Origin of the sequence: Methylobacterium sp. 77 (assembly GCF_000372825.1) — a bacterium.
Lineage (GTDB): Bacteria > Pseudomonadota > Alphaproteobacteria > Rhizobiales > Beijerinckiaceae > Methylobacterium.
Genome location: NZ_KB910516.1, coordinates 153,473 through 173,174 on the forward strand (window position 1 = coordinate 153,473; position 19,702 = coordinate 173,174).

The following is a 19,702-nucleotide window of genomic DNA, read 5'->3' on the forward strand; positions in this document are numbered from 1 at the left end:
TCAAGCGAGGGCCATCAGGAACCGGTCGATCAGTTCCAGGGCACGTGCGGTCATGGCGCCGGGATAGCGCACGAAGACATGGCAGCCGCCGGGATAGATCGCGGTATGGCCGCCATTGCCGGCTGCAGCCCAGCGGGACGACATGTAGAGCGTATCGTCCAGAAGCGGATCGTGGGTGCCCACCGAGAACAGGGCCGGCGGCAGGCCCGCGAGGTCGGCATAGAGCGGCGAAACGTCGGGACGGCGCCGGTCGATGCCGTCGCGGACGTAGTCGTTGGCGAAGGTGGTCAGATCCTTCGTGTTCACCACGAGGCGTGTTTCGCCCCAGTTGCGCACGCTAGGGGTGAGGCCGAGATCGAAGAAACCGGCATTGAGGTTGGCGCCGCGAAAGGCGCGGGGGAGGTTGTGCCGGTCGCGGAGGCGCAGCAGCGTCATCACCGCAAGATGGGCGCCGGCGGATTCACCGCCGATGGTCAGCGCAGAGATGCCGAATTCGGCCTTGCCGGGACCGGCGAGCCAGAGCGCCGCCGCCTCACAATCCTCGAGAGCCGCCGGGTAGGGGTTCTCGGGGGCAAGCCGGTACTCGACGGAAAGGCAGACGAAGCCGCAGGCATCGGCGATCCGTTCCAGCCAAGGATCCTGCTCGTCGGCGGCACCCCAGACCCATCCGCCACGGTGGATGTGGAGGTAGGCCCCACGCAGCTTCGGCCATTTCCTGGCATCGGGACGGATCAGCCTCAGCAGCAGGGGGCCGCTAGGTCCCTCGATCGTCACTGTCTCGGCGCGCGCGCTCCGTGGCATGGCGGGGGAAGCCTGCGTTCCCTGGCGACGGCGCGCACGAACCTCGGCGATCGGAATCGACCACGGGTCCGCCTGCGCGGCATGGGCGGCGATGATCTCGGCGTTGAGCCGATGGGTCTCCGGATCGATCGTCGCCGGGTCGAAGAGGGCGTGGTCGATCATGGATCGGTTCGTCTCATCCAGTGTGGGGCCGAAGCGGAGTTCGAGCGTGATGGTCGAATGTGGGCGAAGCTCCCACCGATGCCAGCCGCGTCGGCGGCACGAAACGGCCTAACGCCCGAACGTGCGGACGGTTTCGTTCGGGTGTGTCGCATCGGTCACGCTTCCGCCGGGTTCGCCGGCTTCAGAGGAGCCGACGAGGCCCCATATGTCGAAGACGATGCGGCCACCGGCCCACGGCCAGAGGATGACACCATGATCGTCGATAACGACCCGCGCCGACAGGGACCCTATCAGGGCCGCCAGCATGCCGGGAATGCCTATTCCGATCTGGAGCCGCGTTCGCCCTTACGCCGCTTCCTCGGTGGCTCGCCCATGGCGGTGCTGGTGAAGCTGGTATTCCTGTCGATCCTGGTCGGCGCCATCATGGCGATGCTTGGAATCACGCCCGGCCTGCTGTTCTGGCAGATCTACGATGCGGGTCGCGCGCTCATCGACCTCGGATTCGAGACCTTTCACGATTTCGGCCGGTGGATCCTCGCCGGCGCCGTGGTCGTCGTCCCGCTGTGGCTGCTATCGCGATTTCTGTCGGTGTCGAAATAGGCTTCCCTCCGTCCCTCTACGCCTGGCGGACGAGGTCGGTCGCCAGACGGCAGGGGGGCGGGCTCTTTATCCCAAAGAGGCCGCGCTCCTCATCTTAGCCTCACCTGCAGCGGAATGGGCCGTGCCGACGTCGGATCGTGCACTCTCCGCGCAAATGGAAAAAGGCCGGCATCTCTGCCGGCCTTTCGCAGTTCTGGACCGTGAGGACGCGTCAGCGCTGGACGATGACCTTCGCGCCGACCTTGGCCCGGGTGTAGAGGTCGGCCACGTCGTCGTTGGTCATGCGGATGCAGCCCGAGGAAACGGCCGTTCCGATCGTCTCAGGCTCATTGGAGCCGTGAATGCGATAGATCGAGCCGCCGAGATACATGGCGCGGGCGCCGAGCGGGTTCTCGATGCCGCCCTTCATGAATCGCGGCAGGTCGGGGCGGCGGCGCAGCATCTCGGCCGGGGGACGCCAATCGGGCCATTCGCGCTTCATCGTGATGGTCTGCGTGCCACCCCAGGTGAAGCCGGGACGACCGACGCCCACGCCGTAGCGGAGGGCCTGACCGCCGCCGAGCACGTAGTACAGCCGGCGCTCGGCCGTGGAGACGACGATGGTGCCGGGGGCGAAATTGCCGGTATAGGCGACCTGCTCGCGCTGGATCGCCGACATCTGCGGCACGGCCGAGGCCATCGGGTCGGCCGGGTTGAGCGAGGCGTTCGCTGTAGGCACCGCGACCACGGCGACGGCAGCGGGCTCAGCCTGCGGACGCACGCGCAGCACCAGCGCATTGTCGAGGGGCTGGCGGGTAAGAGGATCGATTTCGTAGGCGGCGGCAGGCGATGCCCAGGCACCAACCATGCAGACGAGCCCGGACAGGGCGGGGGCGATACGGCGCATCAAAGCCTCTCGAAGGCAGGCGAAAATATGAGGAAACACGGTCGGTAACGCGACGCAGGATACCGTTTCCCGATCCCCAAGACGTAAACGCTACCGCTTCAAAGCCAAGCTGAATTCGCGACGACGCAACGGTTGCAGCGGCGTCGTGACTCCGTGGCAACAGTGTGGCGGCTTAGCCTTATCGACGGGATTAGAAGTCGGCCTGAATCGCGGGATGGGAACCAATCCACGATACGGGGCACGTGTATCGTCTGGCTCGCCGCAATTCGGCTTGGAACAAATGTCGGGTTCAGACCGCGTCGAGACCGAGATCGATGATCGGCGCGCTGTGGGTGATCCAGCCACTGGAGATCAGATCGACGCCGGATGCAGCGATGGCGCCCACCGTGTCGCGGTTGATCCGACCCGACGCTTCGGCGATGGCGCGCCCGTCGATCATCCGCACGGCCTCGCGCAACTGGTCGGGGCTCATGTTGTCGAGGAGCACGGCGTCGGCCCTCACCGAAAGGGCTTCCGCGAGTTGCTCCAGGGTATCGACCTCGATCTCGATCTTCACCAAATGGCCGGAATAGGCCCGCGCCCGCTCGATGGCCGGTACGATGCCGCGTGCAACGGCTACATGGTTGTCCTTGATCAGCACGGCGTCATCGAGCCCGTAACGATGGTTGGAGCCGCCCCCGGCCCGCACGGCATGCTTCTCCAGCGAGCGAAGTCCAGGTGTGGTCTTACGGGTGCAGACGATCCGTGCCTTGCCGTGCGGACGGGCCGCCTCGACCAGATCGGCGGTGGCCGTGGCCACACCCGACATCCGGCACAGCAGGTTCAGCGCGACGCGCTCGGCGGTGAGGATCGCGCGCGCCGGTCCGTCGAGGCGGATGACCACGTCGCCGGGCGAGACCCGTGCGCCGTCGCCGCGCTCGACGATCACGGATACGGACGGATCGATCAGCGCGAACGCGATCACCGCCGCATCGACACCGGAGATCACGCCGGCCTGCCGTGCCGCGATCACGCCCGAGAGGCGCGCTTCGGCCGGAACGATCGCGTCTGTCGTGATGTCGCCGGCCCGGCCCAGATCTTCGAGCAATGCCGCGCGTACGATCGGCTCGACGAGCAGGCGGGGGAGGGGGACGAGGAAGTCGGCGCTCATGGGGTCGCTCGCGAAAAGATCGTTGGAATGGTAGCCGGCCGTCCCACCGACGCCCTCGATTTCAGGCGGCGGAGTGACGCCGAGCCGTCCGGATATTCGGCGCGCTCCGAAGCGCTGCTTAGAGGCCGCTATGAGGCCCCTCTGGATGAGCGCGGAGGTGGAGTTCGAGGACGGGATACGGTTCCCGTCTCAAGCGTCGGCGGCGGCGTCAGTGGTCATTGCGTCCGTCATCCGCCAGATGTCGGCAAGCGTCACCTCGCTGTGCCGGGCCGGTGCCTGATCCGGATGGTCGCTGCGCCAATGAGCGCCGCGGCTCTCGGTGCGGGACAGGGCCGAACTCGCGACCACCAACCCGGTGAGTGCCGCATCCGAGCCGCGTCTGGCGGCCGGTGCCAGCCGGTGCATAGCCTCGGTCAGGCCATCCGCCTCGCGCACGACGCCGACCCGGGCCTCCATCATCTCACGGATCGGAGCGATATCGTCCTCTTCATGCCGACGCGGTTCGGCCGGAACCCCGCGCCCGGGCGCGGGGATCGAGGTGATGCCCTCCGCGATCCACGGGGCGAAGGCCATCGCCTCGAGGAGAGAGTTGCTGGCGAGGCGGTTCGCGCCGTGCAGACCGGTGGAGGCGACCTCACCGCAGGCGAACAGGCCGGACACCGTGCTGGCGCCGGAGCCATCCACTTTGACGCCGCCCATGTGGTAATGCGCAGCCGGCCTGACAGGGATCGGCTGACGTTGCGGATCGATGCCGGATGAGGCGCAGAGGCCGGCCACCGTGGGAAACCGCCCGGCCATGCGGGCACCGAGCGCTCCACGGCAATCGAGGAAGACCTCCGTCCCGCGGCACCTGGCCTGGAAGATCGCACGGGCGACCACGTCGCGCGGAGCGAGATCGCCGCCGGCAATGCCTGCCATGACCGGTTGCCCGTCGGCATCGATCAGCCGCGCACCCTCGCCGCGCAGGGCCTCGGTGGCGAGCGGCATCGGATCTATTCCCACCGAGATGGCGGTGGGGTGGAACTGCACGAATTCCATGTCCCGCAACGTCGCGCCCGCACGCGCCGCGAGGGCCAAGCCGCCGCCGGTAGCCCCGCGCGGGTTGGTGGTCGAGGCGTAGAGCGCGCCGATCCCGCCGGTGGCGAGAACCACGGCGCGTGCGGCGATCCGTGCCGTCGTTCCGTCGCGCTCACAGACGATGCCGGCGACGGCGCCGTACTCGTCCTGAACGAGACCGCGCACGGTCGCGACCAGGATTTCGATGGACGGAGTCAGGGCCACCGCTTTCAGCAGCGTATCGAGCACCATCCGGCCGGTGGAATCACCGCCGGCCCGGACGATGCGGCGGCGAGAATGCGCCGCTTCGAGCCCGAGCGCGAGGGCGCCCGAGCCATCTCGGTCGAACGGCGCACCGAGGCCGACGAGCCATTCGATGAGGCCGGGGCCGGCTTGGGCGACGCGCGCGGCGACGGCAGGGTCGGTGAGCCCTGCGCCTGCGGCTTCGGTGTCGGCCGCGTGGAGTGCCGCGTCGTCATCCTCGGCCATGGCGGCGGCGATGCCGCCCTGTGCCCAACCGGTCGCTGTGCCGCTTCCCAGAGGAGAGGCGGTAACGAGGGTGACAGGACGCGGGCTCAACCGAAGCGCCGTGGCGAGGCCGGCGACGCCGGCTCCGACCACGATGACGCGATCCGAGCCCGGAATCGCGAAGGAGAAGGGGGAATGCGCGTTCATCGCGGGCGTACCGCGAGCATGCGCTCCACCGCCGCGCGGGCACGCTCGGCGAGTTCCGGCTCCACCGTCACTTCATGGGTGAGAGTCTCCAGCGCGTGACGGATGTTCTTGAGCGACATCCGCTTCATGTGCGGGCAGAGGTTGCAGGGCTTGATGAACTCGATGTCGGGGTTGGCCGCAGCGATGTTGTCCCCCATCGAACACTCGGTGACGAGCACGACCTGACGCGGTCGCTTCTGCGTGACGAAGTTCATCATCATCGCTGTCGAGCCGGAGAAATCCGCGGCCGCCACGACGTCGGGCGGGCATTCCGGATGGGCGATGACGGTGACGCCGGGATAGCTCTCACGGACCTCGCTGATATCGGCGGGAGTGAACTGCTCGTGCACTTCGCAATGCCCGGCCCAGGTCAGGATTTCGACCTCCGGCACCAAGACCTGGACGTTCTGCGCCAGGAACTCGTCGGGGATCATCAGGACGCGCGGCGCATTCAGCGAGCGCACCACGTCGACCGCGTTGCCGGAGGTGCAGCACACGTCCGATTCCGCCTTCACCGCGGCGGACGTGTTGACGTAGGTCACGATCGGCACGCCCGGATACTTCTCGCGCAGGCCTCGCACGTCGGCGGCGGTGATCGAGTCGGCCAGCGAACAACCGGCGCGCATGTCGGGAATCAGTACGGTCTTGCCGGGATTGAGGAGCTTGGCCGTCTCCGCCATGAAATGGACGCCGGCCAGCACGATCACGTCGGCATCCACAGTGATCGCCTCACGTGCCAGCGCCAAGCTGTCACCGACGATGTCGGACACCGTGTGAAAGATCTCCGGTGCCTGATAATTGTGGGCGAGGATCACCGCGTTGCGGGTCTTCTTCAGTTCCAGGATCGCCGCCACGTCCTCCGCCAGAGCGGGCCACTCGATGGCCGGGATGTGCCGGCTCACGCGATCGTAGATATGGGGCAGAGGCAGGGTCGAAACCCGGTCGATCGGGAGACTGGTCGCCGCCATGGACGCGTCCTCATTTATGCTCAATCTGAGCATTGCGCCGACTAACGTAGGCGCGCGAGATGCGCTTGTCTAGATATGCTGAGGCTGAGCATATTCATTTTGCGATGCAATATCGATCGCTTGTCTCGGAGGTTCGCGCAGGGAGTTTCTCGGGTGCGAAGCGAGGTCGATCGGACCGAGGGACGTCCCCTGACAAATGCTGGCTGATAGTATTGCGCCGATCAGAGCTGTATTATTTGGAATTCATCTCGATCGACGAGAATAAGGGATGCCGAACGACGTGTGAAGTCCTCAGGATAATCGTCGCGACGGCGCGAGCCGGAAACCCGGTGCGGGGCGTTCCAGCAGCACTTCGCGACGAAAACGGACGAGACGGGCCGGCCGGCCGGCGGCGCCGCTGGTGACCTCGTCGGTCTCTTCCACCAAGCCCTGTTGAGCGACGAGGCGACGGAAATTCTGCTTATGAAGGTTCGCGCCGGACAAGGCTTCGACGGTGCGCTGCAACTGGAACAGCGTGAAGGTCGGCGGCATCAGCTCGAATACCACCGGGCGATACTTGATCTTGCCGCGCAGCCGCCCGATCGCCGTCGCGAGAACGCGCCGATGATCGAAGCCCATCGGTCGGCCCGTCGTCGAAATATCGGTGGAGCAGGCTTCGCCGGCCTGTCCTTGAGCTTCAGGGATCAGCCCGGCCTCGAACAGCAGTTCGTAGCGCTCGAGAACGCGTTCCTCGTTCCAGCCCCCGCCACCGAGACCGAAGGTCAAGCCGAGCCTGTCCTCGCGGCGACGCTTCAGCTTGGAATCGGTGGTCCCGGCGGCCCATGCCAGGAGTTTGGCCTCGATCTCATCCAACGCGGCCGGCCGGCCCGCACGCCAATCTTCCCAAGGAAGAAACGCGTACCAGTTGCGCCACGACGCTTCGGCGGAAGCTGTCGAGCGCATCTCGCGCACCAGAGCGAGATAGGCGACCGATAGGGAGTGGAGACCACCCGAATCGTCGCCCTGCCTGTCGCGATCCCCGAAGGTGTAGAGTTGTTCGACGTAGCCAAGGCGCTGCTGTGTCTGGCGCTCGACCCAGGCGCGCAGGCCGCGCTCCAGGGTCGGATGTTCGGGCACCAGAGGGCCGGCGGGCAAACCGGTTTCGCGCCCGGTCGCTTGACCCGCGACCTGTACAGTGAGGGCACGCGGTTCGCCGTCCGTCGCCGCGACGATGACGGCGACGAGGCCGACCGCCGACGGATTGGGAAGCGCATTCGCCGCTTCCGCCGCAAGCCCGTCCTGCCTCCTCGTCACCTGTGCCACCCCCCGGTCCGCGCTTTGGTCGTCATGGCAGATTGCGCGTGGGAATCAACGCGCGGCCGGTGCCACGCATCGCCTCACGCCTTGCTGGGTACCGGCCGCGCCGGGTTGCCGACCACTGTCGCTCCGGGAGCCACGTCGCGGGTGACGACGGCTCCGGCACCGATGATCGCGTGATCCCCGACCGTCACGCCGGGCAGAATCATCGCGCCGCCGCCGATCCAGACATTGCGGCCGATGGCGATGGGCCGTGCGAATTCCAGTCCGGCCTCACGCGCCTCAGCATCGCGAGGATGATCTGCCGTGAGGATCTGCACGCCCGGCCCGATCTGCGTCCTGTCTCCGATCGTCACCGTGGTGCAATCGAGGATGACGCAGTTGAAGTTCAGGAAGACGTTGGCGCCGATGCTGATGTTGAAACCGTAATCGCAATGGAAGGGCGGCCGGATCACCGCCGCCTCGCCGACCTGTGCGAAGATCTCGCGCAAGAGCACGCGGCGCTCGTCGGCCGGGCGCCCGAGCATGGCGTTGTAGCGCGCGAGCCAGACTTGGCAGGCGCGCAGGTCGGAGGCCAGTTCGGCGTCGTCAGGGTGATAGAGTTCACCCGCGATCATCTTCTGCTTCGGGCTCCGCTCCGCCTTCGTCGTCATGCCGGTCTCCCTCCCTCCTCGGTGGATGCGGGGAGTAGGCCGACCGGCGGATGGCGGCAAGGTATGCAGAGAGGATCGGCTTCCCGCGGCACCGGCTCCCGCCTAGGATGCTTCCTGTGCGGCGTATTGGAGGACAAACGTGATTGGACGCGACACCGCCCTGGGCTCGACCGTACCGGTCGATCTGAGGCTTTACGGCATCCTCGACGTGGATGTCTGCGGCGATGATGGGGCGGACCTCGCCGAGATGGCAGCCGAGGCCGTGTCCGGCGGCTGCACCCTCCTGCAGTACCGCGAGAAGGCGATCGGGAATGCGCGCGAGTCGCTGGCGCGCATACGCGCCATCAAGGAGGCGATCACCGGCACCGGAGTGCCGCTTCTCGTCAACGATCGCTGTGACCTCGCGCTTGCGGCGGAGACGGAGGGCGTCCATCTCGGCCAATCCGACCTGCACCCGGTGGAAGCGCGACACATCCTCGGGCCACGCTCGATTATCGGGCTGACCTTGAAGTCGGGCCCTCAAGCGGACGAACTCTATCGCCTGCCCGTGGATTATGCCTGCATCGGTGGCGTGTTCGCGACCACGAGCAAGGATAACCCCGATCCGCCGGTCGGGCTCGACGGGTTCTCCCGCATCGCCTTCCGGGCGCGTCTCGCCCGCGGGACCGGTTTCCCCGTGGGCGCGATCGCCGGCATCGATGGCAGTAATGCCGCTGCCGTCATCGTGGCGGGCGCCGACGGAATCGCCGTGATTTCCGCGCTCTTCTCCGACCATGACGTGGAGGCGAGAGCGAGCGATCTTCGCCACCGGGTGGATTCGGCTCTCGCGGCAAGGGGCGTCACCCGTTAGCGGGCGAACCGGCTCTCCGCCGACAAAATTCTCTAAGTCTCTGTTCTAAAATCATTTTCAAAGGAGCCGGATTTCCCCGTTTCGGCCAATGGTCTAGGGTTGGCGTAACGAGAAGGACGAGGACCGCCATGATACCCATCGCCGTGACCATAGCGGGCTCCGATTCCAGCGGGGGCGCCGGAATCCAGGCCGACCTGAAGACCTTCGCGGCACTCAAGGTCTATGGCGCCAGCGTCATCACGGCGCTCACGGCGCAGAACACCCTCGGCGTGCAGGCCATCCACGACGTTCCGGCCGATTTCATCGCCGCGCAGATCGACAGCGTCTTCTCGGACCTCACGGTGAAGGCGGTGAAGATCGGGATGCTGTCTCAGCCCGCCGTGATCGAGGCGGTGGCCGCCGGCCTCGCCCGCCATGCCTCCCGCATCCCGATCGTGCTCGACCCGGTCATGGTGGCGACGAGCGGAGACCGGCTCATTTCGGACGATGCGGTCGAGGCCCTGCGCCGACATCTCCTTCCCCTCGCCGATCTGGTGACGCCGAACCTCCCCGAGGCCGCGACCCTGATCGATGCCGCCGTCGCGAAGAGCGAGAACGATGCCGTGGTCCAGGGACGGAAGCTTTTGGCGATGGGAGCCCGCGCCGTCCTCATCAAGGGTGGCCATGCGGAGGGGAACGAGAGCGTCGACCACCTGATGAGCGCCGACGGGACGATGCGGCGCTTCGCATCGCCACGCATCGATACCCGAAACACCCATGGTACCGGCTGTACCCTGTCCTCGGCCGTGGCCGCGGGGCTCGCGCGTGGTTTGTCCCTCACGGAGGCGGTGGCCCAGGCCAAGCGCTACGTCACCGCCGCCATCGCCGCCGCCAGGGCTGTTGCAGTCGGAAACGGGCACGGTCCCGTCCATCATTTCCATGCCCTTTGGCATTGATGCGGGGGAGAAGTTGGCCCCGCTCGCCTTGCATCCGATGCGCGATTGCGTTTGAAGTACCGCACGATCGTTCGATGTACGGAACGGCGCGATAGGTTTTGGGACAATGCAAGATCAGGCGACGACGCCCGAACGGGGACGGCAGCGGGATATCCTGAACGGGGCACAGGTTCTGTCGGGCCAGCTCGGCAAGACCATTCAACGCCTGCGCAAGGCCTATAATCTTTCGCTCTCCGAACTCGCGGAGCAATCCGGCGTCGCCAAGTCGATCATCAGCCAGATCGAGCGCAACGAGACCAACCCGACGCTGGCGACGATCTGGCGCCTGAGCCAGGCCCTCGACGTCTCGATCGAGCGGGTTCTCGCCACCAGCGACGAGGAGCCCTTCATCGAGAAGACGTCCCGCGCCGATACGCCGATCCTGCTCTCCGACGACGGCAAGGTGCGCCTCGCCATCGTCGGTTGGATCAAGACGGTGGAATGGCTGCAATGGTACGAGGTCACGGCCGATCCGGGCGGTGTCCTCGATTCCGATCCGCACCAGCGCGGCTCGGTGGAATCCCTCACGGTCACCGAGGGGACGCTCGAAGTCGAAGTGGCCGGCACGTTCCAGCGGGCGCGGATCGGCGAGACCCTGCGCTACCGGTGCGACCGGCCGCACACGGTCCGCTGCGTCGGCACGGAGCCGGCCAAGGCGATCATGGTCGTGATCATGAAGGCCGCCGTCATGGAGTGAGCCGGAGCACTAGCCCGGTCGGATGTCGGGCTCGCTCCGCAGACTGTGCGCGGTCGTCCAGCGTCCCTTGCGAAAAAGCCGAATCGAAATTACCGATGGGTCATTATCAGTAATCGATTGACGGTGGTGCCATGCCTGTTCGCAAGTGGGGTGAGGAGCAGCGCGTCAACACCACGGTCACCGGAGACCAGACCTCGGCGGCGGTCACGGTTCTGAACAACGGTAACTTCGTCTCTGTCTGGCAGGATGGCAGCGGTTCGGTCGCGGTCCTGCGCGGACAGATGTTCGACACCACCGGACAGCCGATCGGGCGCGAGTTTCTGGTCGACAAGACCACGATCGGCGACACGCTGCCGACCATCGCGCCGCTGGCGAATGGCGGCTTCATCGTCTCCTATCAACATTATGCCTCGCCCGAGAATCAGGACCTCTACGTCTCGGTCTTCGACGCGGCGGGCGTCTATCAGAACCGGATCGTATCGACATCGTTCTCCCACCAGTTCAGTCCCGACGTGGCTCAACTCGGCAACGGGGCGGAATCGATCCTGGTCTGGGAAGATCTCGGGTCGAACAATGGCGATATCCGTGCCGCTGCATATGCCGCCGACGGAACGCTGAAGCCGTCTTTCGTCGTCAACAGCGTCGTCGAGGGGGAGCAATCCCACGCCGCGATCACGGCGGGGCCTCTGAGCATCCTCCCCGTCGCCGTCTGGAGCAGCGGCAACAGCATCAAGGGCTCGCTCCTGGGCCCTGATGGAATCATCGGGTCCGAGTTCCAGGTCAACGTTCCCACCGGCGATATCCCGATGGAACCGGATGTGGCCTATATCGGCGCCGGCCGCTTCGTGGTGACCTGGACATCGTTCAATCAGGGCAGCGGCGGCGGCATCCACGCACGCCTGTTCGGGGTCTATGGTGGGATCGCGCATCCGATCGCGAGCGAGATCTTCGTCAACGCGACCACGGAGGGCGGCGATTCCACGATCACGCCGCTGCACAATGGCGGCTTCGTGGTCTCGTGGTCCGAATCCAATTTCTTTGGCGCCGGCACCGGACCGGACACGTCCGGGTCATCGATCCACCTTCAGGCATTCGACGGTTCGGGTGCGAAGATGGGGGGCGAGACCATCGTCAACACGACGACGACGAACTCGCAGCTCAACCCGTCGGTGACGGCGCTGATGGACGACCGCGTCGTGGTGACCTGGACCGATTACAGCGGAACGGGTGGGGATGCATCGGGCACGTCCATCAAGATGCAGATCGTCGATCCGCGCGATGGACTGATCTTCGGCGCCGGTGGCGACGACGTCCTTTACGGCCACGACTTCGTCAACGACGAGATGAACGGTGGCGACGGCAACGACAAGCTCTACGGCCTCGATGGAGCGGACGCACTCTACGGCGGAGACAATAACGACCGTCTGGATGGCGGACACGGTGCCGACATGATGGTCGGCGGAACCGGTAACGACACCTACTTCGTCGACACGATCGATGACCGGATCATCGAGCGCAACGAGACCGGAACCGACACTGTCTATTCCAGCGTGACCTACTCCTTGGCCGGACAATACGCGGAGCGCCTGTATCTCACCGGCTCCGCAGCGATCAACGCGACCGGCAACAGTCTGAACAACGTGCTCAACGGCAATACGGGAGCTAACAAACTGGTGGGCGGTGATGGCGCCGACACGTTGAATGGTGGCCTCGGCAAGGACTCGCTGTTCGGCGGAACAGGCAACGATAGCTTCGCCTTCTCCACCAAGCTCTCGTCAGCCAATGTCGACGTGATCAACGACTTCGCCAACGTGTCCGGCAACAACGACACGATCAGGCTCGACAACGCTATTTTCACCGCGCTGATCAAGACCGGAACCCTGGCCACGGCCCTCTTCGCCGCCAACACCACCGGGACCGCGACCCAGAGCGATGACCGGATCGTCTACGAGACCGATACGGGCAACTTGTATTACGACCATGACGGGTCTGGCGGCGATGCCGGCATTCTCTTCGCCGTCCTCAAAGCCCATCCCGCTTTGACGGCCAGCGACTTCGTCGTGTTCTGACACGACGACCGCCTCCAGAGATCGCAACGCGGGAGCCTGGGACCGAACCTTCGTGCGTCAGTGTCCGGAATTCACCCAGCGGACGACGTCGGCGAGGACGATGCTCAGCGCGGCATCGAGACCTACCGCGGCATTGCCGGCCTCCACCTTCGCCACCGGCACCCTTGCAGTGAAGATGCGCGCGGCGACCACCTTGCCGGTGCCGTCGGTGATCAGCTTGGCCGAGATGTCCACCACCGCCTCGCCGGAGCCTGTCGCGATGTCGAAGGCGCGGATTTCGCTGATCAGCGCATAATCGGCGACGATCTTGTCTCCGGGGCGGCTCACGGATTTCAGGCGGCCTGAATTCTCCAGGCTCTGGATCAACCGCGTCTGGACGAGGCGGGGCAGGCGATCGGCCCATTGGCCGCCGCCGAGGAACGAAAGCTCCCCACCAGTCTGGCGAACGATGATGCGGTCCTGCTCAAAAGGCTGGAGTCCGACCGGCTCGGCCACCGAGATCGACCGTGCCGCCACGCTCGGCCGGCCGGAACTCGGCAGGGCGGCGAGATCGAAGGTGAGGGGCGCCCCGCCGCCGCAACCGCCGAGGACGGTGGCAAGACAGGCGAGCACGAGAGCATTCGAGCGAAACGTCATCCGGCGGGCCTGGGAACCTTTGCAGTGCGACACGAAGCGCAACCGTAAACTACGGCAAAGCCGTTTTCGTGCCGTGTCGTCGGACACCTGCGGCCTGATCCACCGAGGTTCAGCGACCACCGTTGTATTCCGGCAACGACGGCTTGCCACCGAAGATCACCTGGGAGGGGTCCCGCTCGAGGCTTTTCACCGTGCGGTTGAGCGTATTCAGCGTGCGCTGCCCATCCGAGGACAGGGCCTCGACCTCGCGCCGTCCAGTGCCGCTGAGCCGGCTGAAGCTCGACGCGATGGTGGAGGTCCGCTTATCGAGATTCTCGGACAGGGTGCGGAAGGCCTTGCCGGCGTCGCGCACCGAGATGGCGGCGTCGCGAACCTCGGCGAAGGTGCTGCTGCCGGCCTGACCGGATGCCGAGCCGAGGAAGCCTTCAGCGCCCTTCAACACGTTGTCGACCCGGTCGGCCGAGGCGTTGAGCTTGCCGGCGAGCGATCGTGCATCCTTCACCGCGCCCTCGATATCGGGCGTCGTGGTGTTGAGTGCGGCGGAGAAGCGCTCGGCGTTGTCGATGACCCGGTTGAGCTTCTGTCCGTCGATGGCCTTCACCAGCGAGCTCACCGCCGGCCCGGCATCGTTCAGGGTCTTGGAAAAGGCTTCGACGTTGGCGAGCGTCCTGGTGATCGCGCCTTCGTTGCCGGCGACGAGTTTGTCGAGGCGCTGCAGCATGTCGTCGGCGCGCTGCGCGATCTGCTTGGCCGCCGCCATCATGTCCTGAATGTCGGAACTGTCGGCGAAGATCGTCGGGGTCTGGTCGCCCGAACCCGGTGTGAGCGGCGGCGAATCCGCGTTGCCGCCCGAGAGTGAGATCGTCGACACGCCAGTCAGCATCGCGGAATCGAGGCGGGCGCGGGTGTCGGCGCGCAGAGGCGTGGTCCGGTCCACTTCCACCATGGCGACGACGCGGCGCGGGTCCTGCGGCAGCAGGCGCACATCCATCACCTCGCCGACCTTGATGCCGTTGAAAGCGACGGTCGAACCCTTGGCGAGCCCGCCGACGCTGCCGGAAAAGACGATGCGCACGCCCTGGCGGACCTGGCTCCGCGATCCGCCCTGCAGCCAGAAAACGAAGCCGAAGGCGGCCACGAGGACCGCAAGGGTGAAGGCGCCGACAAGGGCGTAGTTCGCACGGGTCTCCATCGGATCAGCCATACTCCGGATGGGCATCGCCCGTGCGGTGCGCCACGGCACGCAAGGCGTGGACCGTCCGCAGGTTCCTGTGTTCAAGCATGGGCGTGCACCCCGCCGGTCACGATGGCGCGGGCCCGCTTGCCGTGGAAATAAGAGCGCAGCCAGGGATGGTCGCTCGCCAGCATGGCGTCGATCGGGCCCTGCGCGATGATCTGGCCGTCGCCGAGGGCCGCGATGCGATCGCAGGCCGTGTAGAGGCTGTCGAGATCGTGCGTCACCATGAAGACGGTGAGACCCAGCGTCTGTTTCAGCGTGGCCACCAATTCGTCGAACTCGCCGGCGCCGATCGGGTCGAGACCGGAGGTCGGCTCGTCGAGGAAGAGGATTTCCGGGTCGAGGGCGAGGGAGCGGGCGAGCGCGGCGCGCTTGATCATGCCGCCCGAGAGTTCGGAAGGCAGCTTGTCGGCGGCATCGGGCTTCAGGCCCACCATCTCGATCTTGAGGCGCGCGAACTCGTCGAGCAGGCGCTCGGACAGGTTCAGGTGCTCGCGCATGGGCATCTGGATATTCTGCTTGACGGTCAGGGCCGAGAACAGCGCGCCCTGTTGGAACAGGACGCCCCAGCGCTGCTCGATCTGCCGGCGGCGGGCCATGGTCATTCCGTCGACATCCTCGCCGAACACCTCGATCGTGCCCGAACGCTTCGGCACGAGGCCGAGGATGGTCCGAGTCAACACCGACTTGCCCTGCCCGGAAGGGCCGACGAAGCCGAGGATTTCGCCCCGATAGATGTCGAGGTTGAGCCCCTTCATCACGATCTTATCGCCAAAGCCGACCACGAGATCGCGGACGCCGATGATGACGTCGCGAGGTGGGGCGCTGTCGAACTGCGCGGGGGGCGAGGACATGTGATTCACGGCGGTCAGAAATCGATGGCCGCGAAGAACACGGCGAAAAGTCCATCAAGCACGATGACCATGAAAATAGACTTCACGACTGAGGCCGTGACGTGGCGCCCGAGCGATTCAGCCGATCCTTCGACCGCGAAACCTTCGATCGTGGCGATGATTCCGATGATGAGTGCCATGAACGGCGCTTTGATCAGACCGACCGCCACGTGGTGGAACGAGACTGCGGCCTGGAGCCTGGCCAGGAACGCGTCGACGGTCATGCCGCCGTAGAGCGATGCGGTGAGGCCGCCGCCGGCCAGAGCCGCCAGTGAGGCGAGGAAGGCGAGGATCGGCAGGCCGATCACCAGCGCGAGAATGCGCGGCACGATGAGGATCTCGATCGGGTCGAGGCCCATCACCCGCAGGGCATCGACCTCCTCGCGCATGCGCATGGACCCGATCTCGGCGGTGAAGGCCGAGCCCGAACGTCCAGCCACCATGATCGAGGTGAGTAGGACGCCGAGTTCGCGCAGGATGAGCAGGCCGATCAGGTTGACGACGAAACTCTGCGCGCCGAAGCGCTGAAGCTGGAAGATGCCTTGCTGCGCGACGATGCCGCCCACCAGGAACGAGATCAGCATGATGATCGGCACGCCGCGGAAGGCGACCTGTTCGAGCTGGTTGACCAGTGCCGTGCCGCGGAAGGTGCTGGGGCGCGAGGCGACTCGGATACACGCCGTCACCACCTCTCCGAGGAAGGCCAGGCCGCTCACCAGATCGGATTTCGCCCCGACGACGCGCATTCCGAGATCGTGCAGGAAGCCGATGAAACGCCCGCGCTGCGGCTTGCCGATGTAGCCATCGTCCGGCAGCTTCATCTCGCCGAGGAGAATGCGGTGCTCGGGCGTGGTGCCGGCATAGGCGAGGCGGCCGCCGGCGGCTTCGATCTCGCCGCGGGTCCGTTCCAGCACCCAGGCGCCGAGTGTATCGAGGCGTTTGACGTCGGAGAGATCGAGGAGGATCGGAGTACCGTCGGCATGGCCGGCGATATGGGCGGCGGCCTTCTCCACGGACGAGCCCTGATCCGCAGTCCATCGGCCGCTCAAGGCGACGCGTCCACCCTCGCCGAGGATCACGGCTTCGGCGACATCTGGATTCTGTCTGGCTTCAGCGTGGCGCACGAAGCGCAACTCCCGGTTCATGCGTGAAAAACGCAGATCAAGGTTACGGATTGGTCAAGGTTGGTGATCTGCGGCTGAGTGCTGACTCACAAACGTGGCCGTGTGAAGGGCCCTCTCGCTGCGACGCGCGCGGAAAGTGTCACCAGGCACAGGCCGGACAGGGCCAGCGGCGCCATCAGTGCGAAGGCGAGGCTACCTCCACCGGCCTGATAAGCGACACCGCAGAGAATCGTGGCGCTCGCCGAAGCGAAGGCATTGACGGCGCTCGACATGCCCTGGGCGCGACCCCGTGCGCCGTCCGGCGCGAAGGCCGAGATCGCCGTCATCGCGCCGAGCTGCGTCGCGCCGAAGCTGAACGCGTGAAGCAGTTGCAGGAACAGGGCCGGCACGAGGTCGCTGCCGAACTGGGACAGCCCAATCACTCGCACGAGCGAGGCGACGGCTCCGAGGCCGATTAGCCGGAACGGTGTCCGCCAACGAGTGGGCCAGCGGCTGACCGTCGCAAAGAACACGATCTCGGCTGCGACGCCCGTCGCCCAGAGAAGGCCGATCCACGAGGAAGAGATGCCGTTGGCCTGCCAATGGATGCTGCCGAACGCATAGGTCGCCGCATGACTCGCCTGGATCGTCGCCTGCGCGCCGATGCAGAGCCAGAGCACGCGGGGCAGGCGCGGGCGCTCGCCCGTCTTCATCGGCGATCGAGGCACCTGCGCCTCCACTGGGCTCGCGAAGATGGTGGTCGCTGCGACGAGCGCGAGGCCGGTGAGAAGAACCGGCACGGCAAGGCGCTCTCCCATGCCGCTCAAGGCGGCCCCGCCGAGCAAGCTCGCGATGAGAAAGCCGACGGACCCGGCCATGCGGATGCGGGCGTAGTCGAGCCTCTTGCTATGTCGGACGGCGGCAAGGGTCAGGTAATCGATCGTCGGTACGAGCGGTGCGCCGGCGGCGGCATTGACGGCGACGAGCAGCGCGAGGATCGGCCATCCGACCGCGGCACCGGCCGGCATCAACGCGTAGGTGGCCGCAACCACGAGGCTGCCGACGAGGAGGAGGCGCCGCGCGGCCACGCCTCGGTCGATCAGCCCGACGAGTGGCGTCGTCGCGATGATCTTCATCGCGATGGGAAGCGCCAGCAGGGCTCCGATGATCCGCGCATCGAGGCCGAGCGCCTTCAGCCAGACCGGCATGAACGGCATGGCGATGCCGATCTCGACGAAGACCACAGCATAGAGCAGCGACAGACGCGCCGCCTTCGGCTCCGCCGGCATGGGTTGTGACACGGAGAAGACCGCTCGGTTGAGATGCGAAGCGACAGAAGGGCGAAGCGCTGCTGGCCGCTGACGAAGACCCGACCCGTAAAGCCGGCGTTAAAGCCGTCATGTCAATCTGCCGCCGCTGGTCCCCGCGACTTCGCGCAATGGCGCGAGGCACCATCAAGGACACGAGTTTCATGTCGGTTATGCGTTCGCTCACATCGGTCGATGCGTCGGAATACGACCGGATCGAAGCCGCCATGAGCGAGAGCGAGCGCGGCCGCTGGTTCCTCGCCGAATATGGCCGCCGCAACCGGACCGCCGACACCGACATGCTGCTCGGCGCCATCTCGCGCCTCGAGCACGCGGTGACGGCCGACCGCCCCTCCGACCAGGAGAGCGAGCGGGTCGGGCGCATGCGCGGCGACCTGATGGACATGGCTCACGCCATTGCCCGCACCAAGGCCGAGATCGCGGCGATCAGCACGGTGGACCAGGATCAGAGCCGGCTCGGCATCGCCTCCGTCGCCCTCGACGCGATCATCCGCTCCACCGAGCGCGCAACGTCCGACATTCTCGGCGCCGCGGAGGAGGTCCAGGAGACCGCCTGGACCTTGCGCGAATCCGGCACCGATCCGTCGATCTGCGACGTGCTCGATCGCCGGGCCACGGAGATCTACACTGCCTGCTCGTTCCAGGACCTGACGGCGCAGCGCACTGCCCGCATCATCCATACCCTGCGCTATCTCGAAGAGCGCCTCGCGGCGATGATCGCGATCTGGGGTGGCGAGGTCGACTCGATTCCGCCGGCACCGGGCTCCACCCTGCCGAACGTCGCCGCGGACCTCGACCAGAGTGACGTGGATCGCTTCATCGACATGGACGTCGACCGGGTAGAGACCAAGCCCGTGCTGCCTCCTTTGCCTGTCTCGGAGAGCATGCACGACGAAGTGCTGTTCGTGGACACGTCATCGCCCGACGAAGGGGCCATGTCTGAAGGGCCTATTCACGAAGTGCCCGATGCCGAGGTTTCGGACGACGAGGCCGCCCCTGTCGAGGTTCAGGACGACGAGGCCGAGCCGACGGCAATCGCAGCGGAGAAGACCGACATCGCCACGGCCTTCGCCGATATCGACGGCTTGAGCGAGGAAGAAAAACTCGCCCTGTTCTCCTGAACCTGAAGAATTCAACCGCGCGCAGCGTCTCCGGCGCTGATAAAAGGGCCGCCATGGCCCTTCATCTCCTGAAGCTCTGCGTCGGTCCCGCGACGATCGAGGAGCTAGAACAGCGCATCGCCCGCAATCGGGCCGACGCGTCGGAGGCGGGGCGCGATCCTTCCACATTCCATGTGACGCGGATGGTGCCGAAGCGGGCTTCGGCCATCGCCGGCCAGGGCTCGATCTACTGGGTCATCAAGGGCACGTTGTGCTGCCGTCAATCGATCATGGCGATCGAGCCGTTCACGGATACGGATGGAATCGGACGTTGCCGCCTCGTCCTCGATCCCGTGGTCGTGGCGGTCAATCCGCGCCCCTGCCGACCGTTTCAGGGCTGGCGCTATCTGACGGTTCGGTCGGCACCGGCCGATCTCGACATGCACCGGTCCGACGGCCTCGCCGACATGCCCGAGTCGCTGCGCCGTGAACTCTCCGTCCTCGGCCTGATCTGACGTTCACCTCGATG

At 66.1% G+C, this 19,702-nt stretch carries 19 protein-coding genes; 7 read left to right on the top strand and 12 right to left on the bottom strand.

The window, feature by feature from the left end; all coding sequences use genetic code 11:
- Positions 1–963, bottom strand: coding sequence for an alpha/beta hydrolase (locus tag A3OK_RS0100625; protein WP_019902998.1), 963 nt, complete (start codon positions 961–963; stop codon positions 1–3).
- 252 nt (positions 964–1,215) lie between these two features.
- On the opposite strand from A3OK_RS0100625, the gene A3OK_RS0100630 reads away from it, so the two are divergent.
- Entirely contained in the window at positions 1,216–1,563 is a 348-nt protein-coding gene (locus A3OK_RS0100630; RefSeq protein ID WP_019902999.1) for a DUF6460 domain-containing protein, read from the top strand.
- A gap of 211 nt (positions 1,564–1,774) precedes the next feature.
- On the opposite strand, the gene A3OK_RS0100635 is transcribed toward A3OK_RS0100630, so the two are convergent.
- The 6 genes from A3OK_RS0100635 to A3OK_RS0100660 all read right to left on the bottom strand — a co-directional run bounded on the left by A3OK_RS0100635 (position 1,775) and on the right by A3OK_RS0100660 (position 8,286).
- Complete coding sequence (locus A3OK_RS0100635) at positions 1,775–2,449, bottom strand: L,D-transpeptidase (RefSeq protein ID WP_019903000.1); 675 nt, start codon at positions 2,447–2,449, stop codon at positions 1,775–1,777.
- A 289-nt stretch (positions 2,450–2,738) separates the two neighbouring features.
- Positions 2,739–3,599, bottom strand: coding sequence for a carboxylating nicotinate-nucleotide diphosphorylase (gene nadC, locus A3OK_RS0100640; RefSeq protein ID WP_019903001.1), 861 nt, complete (start codon positions 3,597–3,599; stop codon positions 2,739–2,741).
- 189 nt (positions 3,600–3,788) lie between these two features.
- Positions 3,789–5,330 (bottom strand): L-aspartate oxidase, encoded by a 1,542-nt coding sequence (locus A3OK_RS0100645; RefSeq protein WP_019903002.1) that lies wholly within the window; start codon positions 5,328–5,330, stop codon positions 3,789–3,791.
- Positions 5,327–6,337 carry a quinolinate synthase NadA gene (nadA, locus tag A3OK_RS0100650; RefSeq protein WP_019903003.1) on the bottom strand — a complete coding sequence of 337 codons (1,011 nt, stop codon included), beginning with the start codon at positions 6,335–6,337 and terminating at the stop codon, positions 5,327–5,329. Before nadA ends, A3OK_RS0100645 begins: the two co-directional genes overlap by 4 nt.
- 291 nt (positions 6,338–6,628) lie before the next feature.
- The gene (locus tag A3OK_RS0100655; RefSeq protein WP_051092945.1) at positions 6,629–7,630 is read right to left on the bottom strand and encodes a hypothetical protein; all 1,002 of its coding nucleotides are present in this window, start codon (positions 7,628–7,630) and stop codon (positions 6,629–6,631) included.
- 83 nt (positions 7,631–7,713) lie between these two features.
- A complete protein-coding gene (locus A3OK_RS0100660; protein WP_019903005.1) occupies positions 7,714–8,286 on the bottom strand; it encodes a sugar O-acetyltransferase in 573 nt (190 codons plus the stop codon).
- A 139-nt stretch (positions 8,287–8,425) separates the two neighbouring features.
- On the opposite strand from A3OK_RS0100660, the gene thiE reads away from it, so the two are divergent.
- The 4 genes from thiE to A3OK_RS0100680 all read left to right on the top strand — a co-directional run bounded on the left by thiE (position 8,426) and on the right by A3OK_RS0100680 (position 12,876).
- Positions 8,426–9,136: a thiamine phosphate synthase gene (gene thiE, locus A3OK_RS0100665; protein WP_019903006.1), complete on the top strand. Its 711-nt coding sequence runs from the start codon at positions 8,426–8,428 to the stop codon at positions 9,134–9,136.
- A gap of 128 nt (positions 9,137–9,264) precedes the next feature.
- On the top strand, positions 9,265–10,071 hold the full coding sequence (thiD, locus tag A3OK_RS0100670; RefSeq protein ID WP_019903007.1) for a bifunctional hydroxymethylpyrimidine kinase/phosphomethylpyrimidine kinase: 807 nt from the start codon (positions 9,265–9,267) through the stop codon (positions 10,069–10,071).
- A gap of 106 nt (positions 10,072–10,177) precedes the next feature.
- The gene (locus A3OK_RS0100675; RefSeq protein WP_019903008.1) at positions 10,178–10,807 is read left to right on the top strand and encodes an XRE family transcriptional regulator; all 630 of its coding nucleotides are present in this window, start codon (positions 10,178–10,180) and stop codon (positions 10,805–10,807) included.
- Positions 10,808–10,938: 131 nt separating this feature from the next.
- A complete protein-coding gene (locus tag A3OK_RS0100680; protein ID WP_019903009.1) occupies positions 10,939–12,876 on the top strand; it encodes a calcium-binding protein in 1,938 nt (645 codons plus the stop codon).
- 57 nt (positions 12,877–12,933) lie between these two features.
- On the opposite strand, the gene A3OK_RS0100685 is transcribed toward A3OK_RS0100680, so the two are convergent.
- The 5 genes from A3OK_RS0100685 to A3OK_RS0100705 all read right to left on the bottom strand — a co-directional run bounded on the left by A3OK_RS0100685 (position 12,934) and on the right by A3OK_RS0100705 (position 18,034).
- Positions 12,934–13,512, bottom strand: a complete 579-nt coding sequence (locus A3OK_RS0100685) for an ABC-type transport auxiliary lipoprotein family protein (RefSeq protein WP_026596791.1) — start codon at positions 13,510–13,512, stop codon at positions 12,934–12,936.
- Positions 13,513–13,621: 109 nt separating this feature from the next.
- The gene (locus A3OK_RS0100690) at positions 13,622–14,704 is read right to left on the bottom strand and encodes an MlaD family protein (protein ID WP_026596792.1); all 1,083 of its coding nucleotides are present in this window, start codon (positions 14,702–14,704) and stop codon (positions 13,622–13,624) included.
- Positions 14,705–14,787: 83 nt separating this feature from the next.
- Positions 14,788–15,603 (bottom strand): ABC transporter ATP-binding protein, encoded by an 816-nt coding sequence (locus A3OK_RS0100695; RefSeq protein ID WP_019903012.1) that lies wholly within the window; start codon positions 15,601–15,603, stop codon positions 14,788–14,790.
- Between the two features lie 14 nt (positions 15,604–15,617).
- Positions 15,618–16,787, bottom strand: coding sequence for an MlaE family lipid ABC transporter permease subunit (locus A3OK_RS0100700; protein ID WP_019903013.1), 1,170 nt, complete (start codon positions 16,785–16,787; stop codon positions 15,618–15,620).
- 65 nt (positions 16,788–16,852) lie between these two features.
- Positions 16,853–18,034 (bottom strand): MFS transporter, encoded by a 1,182-nt coding sequence (locus A3OK_RS0100705; protein ID WP_019903014.1) that lies wholly within the window; start codon positions 18,032–18,034, stop codon positions 16,853–16,855.
- A gap of 182 nt (positions 18,035–18,216) precedes the next feature.
- Between A3OK_RS0100705 and A3OK_RS0100710 the strand changes: the two genes are divergently transcribed.
- On the top strand, positions 18,217–19,194 hold the full coding sequence (locus tag A3OK_RS0100710) for a hypothetical protein (RefSeq protein ID WP_026596795.1): 978 nt from the start codon (positions 18,217–18,219) through the stop codon (positions 19,192–19,194).
- A gap of 53 nt (positions 19,195–19,247) precedes the next feature.
- Positions 19,248–19,688, top strand: coding sequence for a DUF1489 domain-containing protein (locus A3OK_RS0100715; RefSeq protein ID WP_019903016.1), 441 nt, complete (start codon positions 19,248–19,250; stop codon positions 19,686–19,688).
- Positions 19,689–19,702 lie beyond the last annotated feature (14 nt).

Excerpts from the sequence above, each read along its gene's own strand:
- A3OK_RS0100625 (WP_019902998.1), bottom strand. The coding sequence starts at position 963 with ATGATCGACCACGCCCTCTTCGACCCGGCGACGATCGATCCGGAGACC.
- A3OK_RS0100690 (WP_026596792.1), bottom strand. The coding sequence starts at position 14,704 with ATGGAGACCCGTGCGAACTACGCCCTTGTCGGCGCCTTCACCCTTGCG.
- A3OK_RS0100705 (WP_019903014.1), bottom strand. The coding sequence starts at position 18,034 with ATGCCGGCGGAGCCGAAGGCGGCGCGTCTGTCGCTGCTCTATGCTGTG.
- A3OK_RS0100675 (WP_019903008.1), top strand. The coding sequence starts at position 10,178 with ATGCAAGATCAGGCGACGACGCCCGAACGGGGACGGCAGCGGGATATC.
- A3OK_RS0100715 (WP_019903016.1), top strand. The coding sequence starts at position 19,248 with ATGGCCCTTCATCTCCTGAAGCTCTGCGTCGGTCCCGCGACGATCGAG.
- A3OK_RS0100635 (WP_019903000.1), bottom strand. The coding sequence starts at position 2,449 with ATGCGCCGTATCGCCCCCGCCCTGTCCGGGCTCGTCTGCATGGTTGGT.
- nadC (WP_019903001.1), bottom strand. The coding sequence starts at position 3,599 with ATGAGCGCCGACTTCCTCGTCCCCCTCCCCCGCCTGCTCGTCGAGCCG.
- A3OK_RS0100700 (WP_019903013.1), bottom strand. The coding sequence starts at position 16,787 with ATGAACCGGGAGTTGCGCTTCGTGCGCCACGCTGAAGCCAGACAGAAT.
- A3OK_RS0100630 (WP_019902999.1), top strand. The coding sequence starts at position 1,216 with ATGATCGTCGATAACGACCCGCGCCGACAGGGACCCTATCAGGGCCGC.
- nadA (WP_019903003.1), bottom strand. The coding sequence starts at position 6,337 with ATGGCGGCGACCAGTCTCCCGATCGACCGGGTTTCGACCCTGCCTCTG.
- A3OK_RS0100645 (WP_019903002.1), bottom strand. The coding sequence starts at position 5,330 with ATGAACGCGCATTCCCCCTTCTCCTTCGCGATTCCGGGCTCGGATCGC.
- A3OK_RS0100685 (WP_026596791.1), bottom strand. The coding sequence starts at position 13,512 with ATGACGTTTCGCTCGAATGCTCTCGTGCTCGCCTGTCTTGCCACCGTC.
- A3OK_RS0100695 (WP_019903012.1), bottom strand. The coding sequence starts at position 15,603 with ATGTCCTCGCCCCCCGCGCAGTTCGACAGCGCCCCACCTCGCGACGTC.
- A3OK_RS0100710 (WP_026596795.1), top strand. The coding sequence starts at position 18,217 with ATGTCGGTTATGCGTTCGCTCACATCGGTCGATGCGTCGGAATACGAC.
- A3OK_RS0100680 (WP_019903009.1), top strand. The coding sequence starts at position 10,939 with ATGCCTGTTCGCAAGTGGGGTGAGGAGCAGCGCGTCAACACCACGGTC.
- thiD (WP_019903007.1), top strand. The coding sequence starts at position 9,265 with ATGATACCCATCGCCGTGACCATAGCGGGCTCCGATTCCAGCGGGGGC.
- A3OK_RS0100660 (WP_019903005.1), bottom strand. The coding sequence starts at position 8,286 with ATGACGACGAAGGCGGAGCGGAGCCCGAAGCAGAAGATGATCGCGGGT.